This window comes from Bacteroides sp. 43_46 (assembly GCF_001915455.1).
GTDB classification, from domain to species: Bacteria; Bacteroidota; Bacteroidia; order Bacteroidales; family Bacteroidaceae; genus Bacteroides; species Bacteroides caccae.
On the sequence record NZ_MNQN01000141.1, the window covers coordinates 88,581 to 102,920 of the forward strand.

Consider the following 14,340-nt stretch of genomic DNA (forward strand, 5'->3'; position numbering starts at 1 on the left):
ATCAGATAATCGTATGAAATTAGATAGATTTATTAACCGTCCGGTACTATCAACCGTTATTTCTATCCTGATAGTCATCTTGGGAGCTATCGGATTGGCAACACTGCCTATCACGCAGTATCCGGACATCGCACCTCCTACCGTATCGGTAAGAGCCACATATACGGGTGCGAGTGCATCGACCGTATTGAACTCCGTAATCGCTCCGTTGGAAGAACAGATCAATGGTGTAGAAAACATGATGTATATGACCTCCAACGCCTCTAACACTGGTGCCGGAGATATTTCCATTTACTTCAAACAGGGAACAGATCCGGATATGGCTGCCGTCAATGTGCAGAATCGTGTTTCCATGGCACAAGGACTACTGCCTGCCGAAGTAACCAAAGTCGGCGTGACAACACAGAAACGTCAGACTTCTATGCTGGTGGTATTTTCCCTTTATGACGAAAGCGATACATACACAGAAGCATTTATCGAGAACTACGCAAAAATCAACTTGATTCCGCAAGTTCAACGCGTACCGGGTGTAGGTGACGCCTCTGTAATGGGACAGGACTACTCCATGCGTATCTGGCTACGTCCGGACGTAATGGCGCAATACAAGTTGGTTCCGGGTGATGTGTCCGCAGCGCTGGCAGAACAGAACGTGGAAGCTGCTCCGGGACAATTCGGTGAACGCAGTAACCAGACTTTCCAATATACTATCCGTTACAAAGGTCGTCTGCAACAGCCGGAAGAGTTCGAGAATATCGTCATCAAGTCTTTGCCCGACGGTGAAGTGCTTCGCTTGAACGACATCGCCGAAATCCAGTTAGACCGCTTGGGATACAACTTTACCAACCGTGTAAACGGCCATAAAGCAGTAACCTGTATTGTTTATCAGATGGCAGGGACAAACGCGACACAAACCATCAGTGACATTCAAGCATTACTGGATGAAGCCTCCCAATCACTGCCGGCCGGTTTGAAGATAAACGTTTCCATGAATGCCAACGACTTCTTGTTCGCTTCAATTCATGAGGTATTGAAAACATTGATTGAGGCATTCATCCTGGTATTTATTGTAGTATATATCTTCTTGCAGGATTTACGTTCTACATTGATTCCTACTATTGCCATTCCGGTAGCTCTTATCGGTACATTCTTCATACTGTCTTTAGTGGGATTCAGTTTGAACTTGCTAACGTTATGTGCGCTTGTGCTCGCCATTGCGATTGTGGTCGATGACGCCATTGTGGTTGTCGAGGGTGTACATGCCAAGTTGGACCAGGGATACACTTCCGCCCGTCTGGCTTCTATCGACGCGATGAACGAGTTAGGTGGCGCTATCGTATCCATTACGCTAGTCATGATGGCCGTGTTTGTTCCGGTAAGCTTCATGGGTGGAACGGCAGGAACATTTTACCGCCAGTTTGGTATGACAATGGCTATTGCCATTGGTCTGTCCGCCTTGAATGCTTTGACATTAAGCCCCGCCTTGTGTGCTGTTCTTCTGAAACCGCATAAACAGGAAGATTCCGAAGATATTCCTCCATTGAAGGAGCGTATGAAGACAGCCTATAAAACGGCTCATACAACAATGATCAACAGATACACCGAAGCTATCGGAAAGATGCTGCATCCGGGAATCACACTCACATTCACACTTGTTGCCATACTGGGTATGATCTTCGGCCTTTTCAACATCAATCCGATAATTACTGCCATCTTCATACTTCTTAGTATTTTGGCATTAATCGGAATGAGTACGAATAAATTCAAGAACAGATTCAACGATACCTACGAATCTATTTTGAAACGGTACAAGAAACGCGTATTGTTCTTCATTCAAAAGAAGTGGTTGTCTATGGGACTGGTCGTTGCTTCTATTGTCTTACTTATGTTCTTCATGAACACCACTCCGACAGGTATGGTACCCAATGAAGACACCGGTACATTGATGGGAGCTGTAACCTTGCCGCCGGGTACATCACAAGACCACTCGGAAGAAATCTTGGCACGTGTAGACAGTCTGATTGCCTCTGATCCTGCCGTAGCTTCACGCACATTGATTTCCGGTTTCAGTTTCATCGGTGGACAAGGTCCATCCTACGGTTCTTTCATCATCAAGTTGAAAGACTGGGACGACCGTTCGATGATACAGAACTCTGACGTTGTCGTAGGTTCCTTATATATGCGTGCACAAAAAATCATCAAAGAAGCACAGGTATTGTTCTTCGCTCCGCCGATGATTCCGGGTTACTCGGCATCTACGGATATTGAAGTGAACATGCAGGACAAGACGGGTGGAGACCTGAACAAGTTCTTCGATGTGGTCAACGATTATACCGCTGCGCTGGAAGCCCGTCCTGAAATCAATTCGGCGAAGACAACATTCAACCCGAATTTCCCGCAATACATGATTGATATTGACGCGGCGGCTTGTAAGAAAGCAGGCATCAGCCCGAGTGACATCCTTACTACCATGCAAGGATATTATGGTGGTCTGTATGCATCCAACTTCAACCGTTTCGGTAAGATGTATCGTGTAATGATTCAGTCAGACCCGCTATCACGTAAGAACCTGGAATCCTTGAAAAATATCAAGGTTCGCAACAGTGCCGGCGAAATGGCTCCTATTTCACAATTCATCACTGTTGATAAAGTATATGGTCCGGATATCATCAGCCGTTTCAACCTTTACACTTCCATGAAAGTGATGGTGGCTCCTGCCAGCGGTTATACATCCGGTCAGGCATTGACTGCGTTGGCAGAAGTAGCCGGTCAAAATCTTCCGGCCGGTTATACTTACGAATTGGGTGGTATGGCACGTGAAGAGGCACAGAGCAGTGGAAGTGCTACCGGATTGATTTTCATCCTCTGCTTCGTATTCGTTTACCTGTTGCTGAGTGCACAGTACGAAAGTTATATACTTCCGTTGGCCGTGTTGCTGTCCGTTCCGTTCGGTCTGTTAGGCAGCTTCCTGTTTGTCAACGGAGTGAGCGCTATCGGTAATATCTCGATGTTAAAGATGATTCTCGGTACGATGTCCAACAATATCTATATGCAGATTGCGTTAATCATGTTGATGGGTCTGTTGGCGAAAAATGCAATTCTGATTGTAGAGTTCGCCCTCGATCGTCGTAAGATGGGCATGAGTATCACGTGGGCAGCCGTATTAGGTGCCGGTGCCCGTCTCCGTCCTATCTTAATGACATCATTGGCGATGGTAGTCGGATTACTTCCGTTGATGTTCGCCTTCGGAGTAGGTGCTCACGGTAACCGTACACTAGGTACTGCCTCTATCGGTGGTATGTTAATCGGTATGATTTGCCAGATTTTCATTGTTCCTGTACTGTTCGTAATCTTCCAGTACTTACAAGAGAAGGTGAAACCGATGGAATGGGAGGATATTGACAACACGGATGCCGTAACTGAGATTGAACAATACGCTAAATAATGAAATTCGATATGAAGAAACAGATTCTATATATGGTGTGTGCAACTGCTCTCCTGAGTAGCTGCCACATCTATAAGTCGTATGACAGACCCGAAGACATTACTACTTCCGGGCTGTATCGTGACCCGATTGCGGAGAATGATACACTGGTTTCGGATACAACCAACTTCGGCAATCTGCCGTGGAGAGAAGTCTTCACCGACCCGCAGTTACAGTCTCTCATCGAAGCGGGACTGAAACAAAACACTGACCTCTTGACCGCTGCCCAAAATGTAAAAGCAGCAGAAGCATCTCTGCTGTCGGCACGCCTGGCTTATGCTCCGTCCTTGGGACTGTCTCCGCAAGGAACAATCAGCAGCTTTGACAAGAATGCAGCTACCAAAACCTATTCATTGCCCGTCACTGCCAGCTGGCAAGTCGACTTATTCGGGCAGTTGCTGAACTCCAAACGGAATGCTCAGGTCACTTTAAAGCAGACGAAAGCTTACCGTCAGGCTGTACAAACGCAAGTTATCTCCAACATTGCCAATATGTATTATACACTAATGATGTTGGACCGTCAGTTGGAAATAACCAAGTCTACAGCCGAAATCCTGAAAAAGAATGCCGAAACAATGGAAGCGATGAAAGACGCTGCCATGTACAATATCAATTCAACCGGTGTAGAACAAAGCAAGGCTGCTTATGCCCAAGTGCTTGCCAGCATTCCGGACATCGAGCAGAGTATCCGTGAAACGGAAAATGCTCTGTCTACATTTTTGGGTGAAGCTCCGCACGCTATCAAACGCGGTACACTGGAAGCGCAAGTACTTCCGACAGAGCTTTCTGCCGGTGTACCTATCCAGTTATTATCCAACCGTCCGGACGTAAAAGCTGCAGAAATGGCTTTGGCTAGTTGCTACTATAATACAAACTCCGCACGTGCCGCTTTCTATCCGCAGATTACTCTTAGCGGTTCTGCCGGGTGGACAAACAGTGCCGGAAGTGCGATTATCAATCCGGGCAAGTTACTGGCTTCTGCAGTCGGTTCTCTGACACAACCTCTATTCTATCGGGGACAAAACATCGCTCGTCTGAAAGCTGCAAAAGCACAAGAAGAATCAGCGAAACTATCCTTCCAGCAGGCACTATTGAATGCCGGAAGTGAGGTCAGCAATGCGCTAAGTTTATACCAAAAAACCAGCGAAAAGGTAGAATCTCGCCGGTTACAAGTAGAATCTGCTAAAAAAGCTTCGGAAGATACAAAAGAATTGTTTAACTTAGGGACTTCAACTTATCTGGAAGTACTGTCGGCACAGCAATCTTATCTGAGCGCGCAAATCTCACAGGTTTCCGATTGCTTCGATCAGATGCAGGCCGTAGTCAGCCTTTACCAGGCTCTAGGTGGTGGAAGAGAAGAATAACTTTAAACATATACTATTATGATTAGTCCGTTAGCTTACGTAGACCCCGAAGCAAAACTTGGCAAGAATGTAACTGTCCTGCCGTTTGCCTACATTGAAAAGAATGTGGAAATCGGAGATGACTGCGTCATCATGTCTTATGCCAGTATCCTGCAAGGTACTAAAATGGGAAAAGGAAACAAGATACATCAGAATGCTGTCCTGGGAGCGGAACCGCAAGATTTCCACTACACGGGAGAAGAAAGTAGCCTGATTATCGGTGACAACAACGATATCCGCGAAAATGTGGTAATCAGCCGTGCTACCTTTGGCGGCAATGCTACCAAGATCGGTAACGGAAATTACCTAATGGATAAAGTACACCTCTGCCATGACGTACAAATCAACAATAACTGTGTGGTAGGTATCGGTACGACTATTGCAGGAGAATGCACACTGGATGACTGCGTGATTCTAAGTGGAAATGTCACTCTGCACCAATACTGCCACATCGGTAGCTGGACACTTGTACAGAGTGGTTGCCGTATTTCTAAAGATGTACCTCCGTATGTAATTATGTCCGGAAACCCCGTTGCATACCATGGAGTGAACGCGGTGGTTCTTTCACAACATCACAATACATCCGAAAGGATCCTCCGTCACATCGCCAATGCATACAGACTGATTTATCAAGGTAATTTCAGTATTCAGGATGCTGTACAGAAGATTGTCGACCAGGTCCCGATGAGTGAAGAAATCGAGAATATCGTTAACTTCGTGAAGGCTTCGGAACGAGGAATCGTGAAATAAGCAAAGTTACTTTTCAATATTGAAAGGGTGACGCCTAATAAAAAAGCGTCACCCTTTCTGTTTATAGTAGGGCGACGCTCTGTGAGTTATTATTTCGTTTCCGTTTCGTAATTATTCAAACTCCAACGTACCGAAGAAGTCGGGACGGTGGAAGTCCGGGGTCTCTATTTTTATCGGATTCCATGAAAGGAAGTGGGGGGTCTGCAATTCGTCACCACACTTGTAAAAGTTAGCTTTTATCTCCTTCTCATCGAGTGATTCGATCTGATGCTTAAAGAATACAGCATAGGGAATAATCAAGGCAACTTCCCAATCAGTTTCTTCCACACGTTCTTCAAAAGGTGTATCACCCAAACTTGACCAGCGCTGCACAAGATCAGTCACTTCCTTCGGAGCGTGTTCTCTACCGTTGCGGGCAGGACCGACACCTATCAGGATTGTTCCGATGCAGTTGCACTCTATATTATAATACACCCCGTCACCTGCCGGAATAGAAAAGAATTCCACACAGGAATCAGTCCATACAGAACCGTTGTCCGTTCCGTATCTGGCACGCACACTCGCTTCTTTAACTTTAAAATGTAACAAGATAGAGTTCTTCGTGTGAGCAATGCGAAAGTTTACTTTGGGTTTGTAGGGATATTCAGCCCAATTAACACATTGAACCGGTTGAAAATCTATCTTTTCTTCATCAAATAATCGGGGAAGCGAACAAGCCTCCACGTTAGCCGCACTAATTTTCTTTACTTTCATATTTCTATTGTTTGGATGATACAAATATAGTTACTTTCTTCTAATAAGGTTCACTGAAATGAAATAAAAACAACATATTTTGTATAAATGCTAATTATCAACTACTTAAACAATATTAAGAAAAAGATAATGTTTAACCCTCCCCTCTAACTGGAGACAAAGATAGAAAGTTCTATTAAGCGGTATTTAAGACAGGAATTTCCGGTATTCACTCCGAAGCCGGTTTTGTATGGCGATAATCATATTTTTCTATTCTCCACTGCTTTATACAGTTTTTCATAGGTGATAAAAGAACGTTTCTGTAATGCATCATATTCCTCTGCATGATTTTGTATTTTTATATAGATAAGAAGATGTAATATAAATATATCAGATTCAATCTGAACGGTGCTTCCCTGAACAGGTTACCGGCTTTTTAAACAAATACTTGTAACTTGACAAATGTGGTTAGAGTACATGTATTCATTCCTTTAAATACCAACTGCATCATACCATCTTAATTTATACGCTATTTATAGTCGGATTACAAAGAATTTCCCTACATTTGTTACGTTAATCTATGAGATCTCTCATTAATGTCCTGTCTACTAAAGAACTGCAATATTTCAAAGAACAATTTTTATATTAATAGGACAATAATGTGGTATTATAAGATATAGCTATATTATGAAAAACCTAAAAAGAATAATTTTTATACTACTCATCATCCTTCCTCTCCGTGTTTTTGCCGACTATGAGCATTTTAAACTTTGGGATATGTCGGATGGTCTATCCAATAATACAGTGAAATCTATCACCCAAGATCATTTGGGATTCATTTGGTTGGGAACATTCGACGGATTGTGCAAATTTGACGGAGTCGATTTTACCATCTTCAGACATGACTCCCAAGATAGTTTGTCTATCATCAATAACTATGTGGAAGTCGTAGCTTCGTTGGGAGATGAACTTTGGGTAGGAACCGAACGGGGATTGAATCTTTATTCTTATAAAGAGAATAATTTTCGTTTGTGCGAATGGATTCTTCCGACAGGTGAAAGACAAAAGATAACGGAAAGCATCAAAAATATCGTAGTGAATCAAGAGAGTGTCTTTATATTGACCTTTTCGCATCAACTATTGGTGCGTAAAGAAGGATGTGTCTTTGAACCGTGTGACTATAAAAAGAATATAGAATGGCTGTCTATTTCAGGCTATAAAGAGGGTTTATTGATCGGACATGCCACCGATGGTTTGTATGTCATTGATCCCGATGAAATGAGGATTCGGGCTCATTTCCCGTTTGACTCAAAGATACTGAGCGACTGTCTGTATTACAGTACAAATAAAGATATGATTTTTCTTGGTTTTGGTATAGGCTATCCAAGTCTCGCTTTTAGGATGAACAAAGAGAATAGCCTTGAAAAGTTGGAAGTCAGGATACCGTCAAGCGTAAAGACAATTGTCGATTATAAAGATGAAACATTATTTGGAACAGATGGAAACGGGCTGATGGTTTTTAATGAATCAGGATGTTCCGACATTTCTTCGGGGGAAAGTGATATGAGTAGTGATGCCATTTATTCATTGTTTGTAGATCGGAGACAGAATCTTTGGATTGGTACATACCGGGGAGGGCTGAATGCAAGTTCGGAACATTACGACTGGTTTCAGTCTTTCTGCATACAAAATAAAAAACTCTCGTATGATATGGTAACCGCTGTCGTTTCTCAAAAGGAACGGTTGTATGTGGGACTGGACGGCGGAGGACTGAATATTTATGATGTAAAAAATGACAAGCTACTGAAATATACAACGCATAATAGCGGCATTTCGGGAGACAATCTTTTGTCGTTATCAGTGGATGATGATTTCGCCTGGTTGGGAATATATGGCAAGGGACTCAGTCGCTATTCACTATCCGGTCACACTTTTAAGAATTATGTCTTGCCACCGGTTAAAGATAAAGAGAGTGCAAATAGAATATGGCAGATAAAGGACGATGGTGAGGGTAATATTTGGATTATAGCCGAAGACGTTTATTGTTTCAATAAAAAGAGCGAGACATTCACGGTAATCGACAATCTGAGTAACCTGAATGCTTTGAATATTATATTTGAAAACGATGTCATTTGGCTTTGTACGATGGGATATGGGCTTTATAAATTTGACCGGAAGACGACAGAACCTCTTGAACATTACTTTAAAGAATCAGAAAAAACGCCCATCCCCGGTAATATGGTACGGTATATGTTCATTGATTCCCAGAATCAAGTATGGTTCTCGATAGAATATGCCGGTTTATATAAATTAGACCAAAGTTCCGGGGAAGTCACTCCGTATGGAGTTGAAAGTGGCCTGACGGATACAAATGTAGTGGGGATGTTGGAAGACAAGTCCGGTTATTTATGGGTGAGTACATATAATGGCTTGTTCCGCTATAATCCTGTCAATGGAAAGTTTATTCGTTTTGGTAAGGAAGATAACTTGACTTCTACCCAATTCAATTATAACGCGTGTTTTCAAGAGGGTGATACAATGTATTTTGGAAGTACGGGAGGATTGTTCAGTTTCAAACCGGAAGATATTAAATATGACGGTGAACAGGTCAATCATGTGTATTTTACCAATCTTGAACTGTTGAATCATGAGAATAAAGTTGTGAGTCTCTATGGCATACAACCGGAGGATATACACTTGTCATATGATCAGAACTTCTTTACGATTCATTTCTCAACGCCGGAGTTGATTTCCCCTGACAAGGTACAATTCTCTTGTTATATGGAGAATTTTGAAAACGGCTGGTCTGAAATCTCCCATGCCCGACAGATATCCTATACTAATATTCCCCCCGGAGAATATTATTTTTATGTCAAGGCTTCCGACAATGAAGGGCAATGGACCGATAAGGCATCCTGCCTGAAGATTATTATCACACCCCCTTGGTGGAAAACCACTTGGGCATTGTCGCTTTGGGGCCTGCTAATCCTGGGACTTATCATTTTTATATTCTGGCTATACCGTCATGAATTGAATATAAAACATTTGGTACATTTGAATGAGATAGAGAAGAAAGCGGCTAAGAATATTAACGAAGCAAAGCTAAGCTTTTATACGAATATTACGCATGAACTGCGTACGCCTATTTTTTTGATAACCTCTCCTTTGGAGGAACTTCTAACGAGTAGGGAGGGCAGAGGGCCTGTTTCGGTTCCTAAATCTTTCCTGGTGAGTATGTACAGGAACGCTATGAAACTGAACAAGCTGATTAGCCGAATTATAGACTTCCGTAAACTGGAGTCCGGAAAGTTGAAACTCGAGCCGCAATCACTAAATCTGGTCACTTTCTGTAAAGACTTGACGGTGGATTATGAAGCTCTCTGCCAGCAGAAGAATATTATTTTTCATTTCTTGCCGTCACGGACAATTATTCGTGTCGAGTTTGATCCCGAAAAGATGGAGATTCTTTTGTCCAATCTCATTTCCAATGCTTTTAAATATACCCCGGAAGGAGGGAAAATCGTATTATCTATCGATGAAACGGACGAAAAAGTAACGCTAGTGGTTGAAGACAATGGCATCGGCATTCAAAAAGAATTTCAGGAAGTTATATTCGATCGCTTTTTCCAGATAGAAAATACCGAAATATTCTCTACGGGGGATGGTATCGGGCTTTCCTTTGTAAAGCACTTGGTCGAACTGCATGACGGAACGATACGCGTGGACAGTGAACTGAACAAAGGGGCTAAATTTATAGTTGAGCTTCCCAAAAAAGAAAGAGTGGATGAACCTGTTTCTTCGGAAGAAGAAATCATTATTGTGCCGAAATCTGTAAAAGAGAATATGCTTGTCGTGACAGAGTCGGCCTCTTCCCCGGCAGCCCCCCACACCTTATTAATAATAGATGACGAGAGCGAGATACTCGATATGCTGGAGTGCTTCTTAAGCAGTGATTTTAAGATATTAAAGGCAAGTAATGGTATAGACGGACTTTCTTTGGTGCAAACCACATTACCCGATATCGTAATCTGCGATGTGATGATGCCTAAAATGAATGGGACGGATTTCCTGCAATTGATGAAAGGAGATAAAAAACTGGCCCATATTCCTGTCATTATGTTGACTGCCAAAACCTCGGAGGAGGACCAAATGGTGGCTTTTGATTGTGGCGCAGATGCTTATCTGACCAAACCGATTTCATTGAAATATCTCCGTAAACGGATCGATCAACTGTTGGCGCGTGTAGAATCGGCAGAGATGGTGAACTCATTGACGAAAACGGAAAAGAAATATTCCAAAGAAGAACAGAAGTTCCTGTTGAAGTGTCGGGAGATTATTGATAATAACCTGAATAATTCCAGTTTTGAGATAATGGCTTTTGCGGAACAAATGGGGATGAGTCATTCCACCTTGTACCGTAAAATAAAAGGGATGACCGGACTGACCGTTGTTGAATTTATAAATGAATACCGCCTGTTCAAAGCCGTCCAATATTTTAAGGAAGGCGAGACGAATATCGGTACTGTATGTTCCAAATGCGGATTCAATGATGTGAAACATTTCCGTGATCTTTTCAAACGTAAGATGAATATGACTCCCAAGCAATATGTGTTGAGTTTATAGCTGGATCAGATTATCTGATTCATTTATTCACCACGAATTGCCCCGAATCGCCCAATAGCCGAATTTCACCCTAAAAAAGCCGAATTACTTCCCTTTTAGGCAATGCATCCTGCTTAGTTTTGCGACAAAACGAGGGTGCAATGCCTTGAATAGTTAATTTTAAAATCAGTTTTATGGAAAAACATTTTTTCTTTATTTCGTTAAGGAAGACTTTATTCCTGACAGCGACATTTGTTTTATTAATAGGAAACACGCAACCTTCCTATGCAATGCTAGGAGTAGACGAGGAGTTGCAGGTTATGCAGAACGGCATAGTCAAGGGACGAATCGTCGACACAAACGGAGAAGCGGTGATTGGAGCCAATGTAAAGTTAAAAGGAAGCAATCAAGGAACTATTACTGATGTGGATGGAAACTTTTCTTTGGAAAATGTATCGGAAGATATCCTAATTGTATCTTATATTGGCTTTGAAGAGCAAGAAGTTGCCATTAAAGGGCGGAAGTATGTAAAAGTCATATTGAAAGAGAATTCGCAGCTTCTTGATGAAGTCGTTGTAGTGGGATATGGCGCACAGAAAAAGGTGAACCTGACTGGAGCAGTGGCGAGTCTTGATGTGAAACAACTAGAGAGTCGACCTATTACCAGTGCTTCGCAGAGCTTGGCAGGTAAGATAGCAGGTGTACATATTGCACAATCGTCCGGTATGGCAGGTGCAGACGGTGCGCAGATCACCATTCGCGGACTCGGTACGTTGAATAATACTTCTCCTCTTATCTTGATTGATGGGGTTATTTCTCCGAATATGGATGTAGTAAATCCAGCGGATATTGAAAGTATCTCTGTCTTGAAAGATGCTGCATCGGCTTCTATATACGGTTCGCAAGCTGCGAATGGTGTTGTATTGGTCAGTACAAAGAAAGGAAAAGCAGAAGGGAAGTCAACTTTTAATGTAAGTGCAGGCCTTTCTTGGTCTAAGATGACTGACCAGAGTAAGCCGGACATGGTGACGGATCCAGAAACATTTATGCTCCTGATGAATGAGGCGCGAATCAACTCCGGATTAGAGTCAGCTTTTCCGGATGAAGTAATTGAAAGATACCGTACACCTAAATTCAGGGATGCGTGTTCTACCGATTGGTTTGATCAGATTTTTCGCACGGCTACTACCCAGGAATACAATATGAGTGCAAGCGGCGGAAATAATAAGACCAAATATTACTTTTCTTTAGGCTATATGGACCAGGGATCCATAGCATCCAGTGGTAACTATAAACGGATTACTGCCCGTCTGAACCTGGATACTTATGTACTTCCCAAATTAAAGATCGGAGCATCTATTGGTTATACTTACGGCGATCAGCGCACTCCGAACGGAAGTGTAGATGAGGTCTTTGCGCTTGACCTGATGCGTGCCAATCCTCTGAATCCGGCCTATAACTCAGACGGTACGATTGCGATGCCCGATAATACGACTTTGTCCTATACGGGACAGGTGCAAGGAGAGAATCCATTGACCAAGATGCTTTACAATGAGATTCATCAGAAAAACAATAACATTTACGGTAATGCTTTCTTGAGTTGGGACATTTTTCCTGAACTGAAAGTGTATGCATACTTCAATGCAAATGTGCAATTAAGAGATTATAGTGAGTGGAAGGGCTGTCCGGAGGTTAAAAATTGGCGATATGAGGAACTGCTTGCGGAAGGCGCCGATATGGAAGATGTGATTAGTGACGGTTATTATGGAAACGGAAGTTTGAAGATGTCGTCAGCCAGAGATTACCGGATTAACCCGTATGTTCAGATGGAATATTCCAAGTCAATTGGCCGGCATCATATGAGAGCCATGGTTGCTGCCAGCTATGAAGCGACCAATTACGACTATTTTGATACATCCAGAGGAAAGTACATCTCCAATTATGTGCATATTCTCGATTCAGGAGATCCTTCCACAGTGCAAAATAGCAGCAGTATGACACAATATGCCATTCTTTCCCAATTCGGACGTGTGAACTATGATTTTGCAGACAAGTATCTTTTCGAATTTAATCTGCGTCGTGACGGTTCTTCCAGATTCGGTTCCAATTTCAAGTATGGTATATTCCCTTCTTTCTCTGTGGGATGGGTGTTGACGCAGGAAAATTTCATGAAGAAGATTCCTACGATTAACTTTCTAAAACTGCGTGCTTCCTGGGGACAGCTCGGCAACCAGTATAGCAGCGATAATTTCCCTTATATTGCCAAGATCGGTTATGACGGTAATTATGTGTGGGGGAATGAGGTGGCAACAGGCGTTGTTCCGACTTCTTATGGTAACCCGGATATTCACTGGGAGACTACCAATGTGACGAATGTAGGTTTTAATCTTCATCTGTTCAATTCGGAGCTGGTGCTGGAAGGTGATTACTTTATGCGTAAGACAAAAGACATTTTATTCGATACGCCATTGCCGTACGAGACAGGATTCAAATCGGTGTTAACCAACCTGGCAGAAGTGCAAAACAGCGGTTTTGAATTATCGGCTACTTATCAGAAAAGATTGAAAGACTTCCATTTCTCCATTGGTGGTAATATGTCACATATTCAAAATAAGGTCAATGCCATAGACCCTGGAATGACCGGAGAGACCGACCGTCATATCAGTGGTAATAAAATTACGACTCGCAATAAACCGATGAATTCCTATTATATGTTGAAATGGACTGGCAAGATTTATCAGACTCAGGAAGAAGTGGATAACTCTCCCCATGTGAAAGGAGCAGGACCGGGTGACTTGGTATTTGAAGATATCAGTGGCCCTGAAGGAAAACCGGATGGAGTGATTGATGCCAATGACCGTCAGATATTGGGAACGGAATATCCGGCATGGACATTTGGCGCAAATTTATCATTTGGGTATAAAGGTATAAATATCAGTGCCGATTTTCAGGGGATTGCAGATGCTTATACCTATGGAACATGCGAATATTATACTCCGACATTCCAAGGTTCCAATTTTGGCCAATATTGGACGAAACGTTGGACTCCGGAACATCCGAGTGAGACAGTCCCACGTTTGTGGGTTGAAAGCGGTCCTAATGTTGACTACGCCAACAGCTATTTCCTGATGGATAGAACTTATCTGCGTCTGAAGAATCTGGTTTTGAGCTATGACCTGCCGTTAAACATCATCCGTACGCTGAAGATGGAGAAAATGAGAGTATATGTTTCCGCTTCCAATTTATTCACCTGGACGAAGAAGGATTACCGGGGACTGGATCCGGAACGCTCCAACGGTGCAGGTGAACGAGGTGGTATTCCGCAAGCGATGACAGTGAAAATGGGTATTGATTTAACTTTCTAATAACTGA

At 42.7% G+C, this 14,340-nt stretch carries 6 protein-coding genes; 5 read left to right on the forward strand and 1 reads right to left on the reverse strand.

What is annotated here, in order from left to right:
• The first annotated feature begins 13 nt into the window (after positions 1–13).
• Genes BHV72_RS18150 through lpxA form a run of 3 tightly spaced genes read left to right on the forward strand, consistent with a single transcriptional unit; the run spans position 14 to position 5,634 of the window.
• Positions 14–3,442 (forward strand): efflux RND transporter permease subunit, encoded by a 3,429-nt coding sequence (locus BHV72_RS18150; protein ID WP_286857311.1) that lies wholly within the window; start codon positions 14–16, stop codon positions 3,440–3,442.
• 11 nt (positions 3,443–3,453) lie between these two features.
• Positions 3,454–4,845 (forward strand): TolC family protein, encoded by a 1,392-nt coding sequence (locus tag BHV72_RS18155; RefSeq protein WP_005682455.1) that lies wholly within the window; start codon positions 3,454–3,456, stop codon positions 4,843–4,845.
• Between the two features lie 18 nt (positions 4,846–4,863).
• Positions 4,864–5,634, forward strand: a complete 771-nt coding sequence (gene lpxA, locus BHV72_RS18160; RefSeq protein WP_022043132.1) for an acyl-ACP--UDP-N-acetylglucosamine O-acyltransferase — start codon at positions 4,864–4,866, stop codon at positions 5,632–5,634.
• Positions 5,635–5,745: 111 nt separating this feature from the next.
• On the opposite strand, the gene BHV72_RS18165 is transcribed toward lpxA, so the two are convergent.
• Positions 5,746–6,387, reverse strand: coding sequence for a carbohydrate-binding family 9-like protein (locus BHV72_RS18165; RefSeq protein WP_286857315.1), 642 nt, complete (start codon positions 6,385–6,387; stop codon positions 5,746–5,748).
• Between the two features lie 666 nt (positions 6,388–7,053).
• Between BHV72_RS18165 and BHV72_RS18170 the strand changes: the two genes are divergently transcribed.
• Both BHV72_RS18170 and BHV72_RS18175 read left to right on the forward strand, forming a co-directional pair.
• Positions 7,054–10,989, forward strand: coding sequence for a hybrid sensor histidine kinase/response regulator transcription factor (locus BHV72_RS18170; RefSeq protein ID WP_286857317.1), 3,936 nt, complete (start codon positions 7,054–7,056; stop codon positions 10,987–10,989).
• Between the two features lie 173 nt (positions 10,990–11,162).
• Positions 11,163–14,333: a SusC/RagA family TonB-linked outer membrane protein gene (locus tag BHV72_RS18175; RefSeq protein ID WP_122264025.1), complete on the forward strand. Its 3,171-nt coding sequence runs from the start codon at positions 11,163–11,165 to the stop codon at positions 14,331–14,333.
• Positions 14,334–14,340 lie beyond the last annotated feature (7 nt).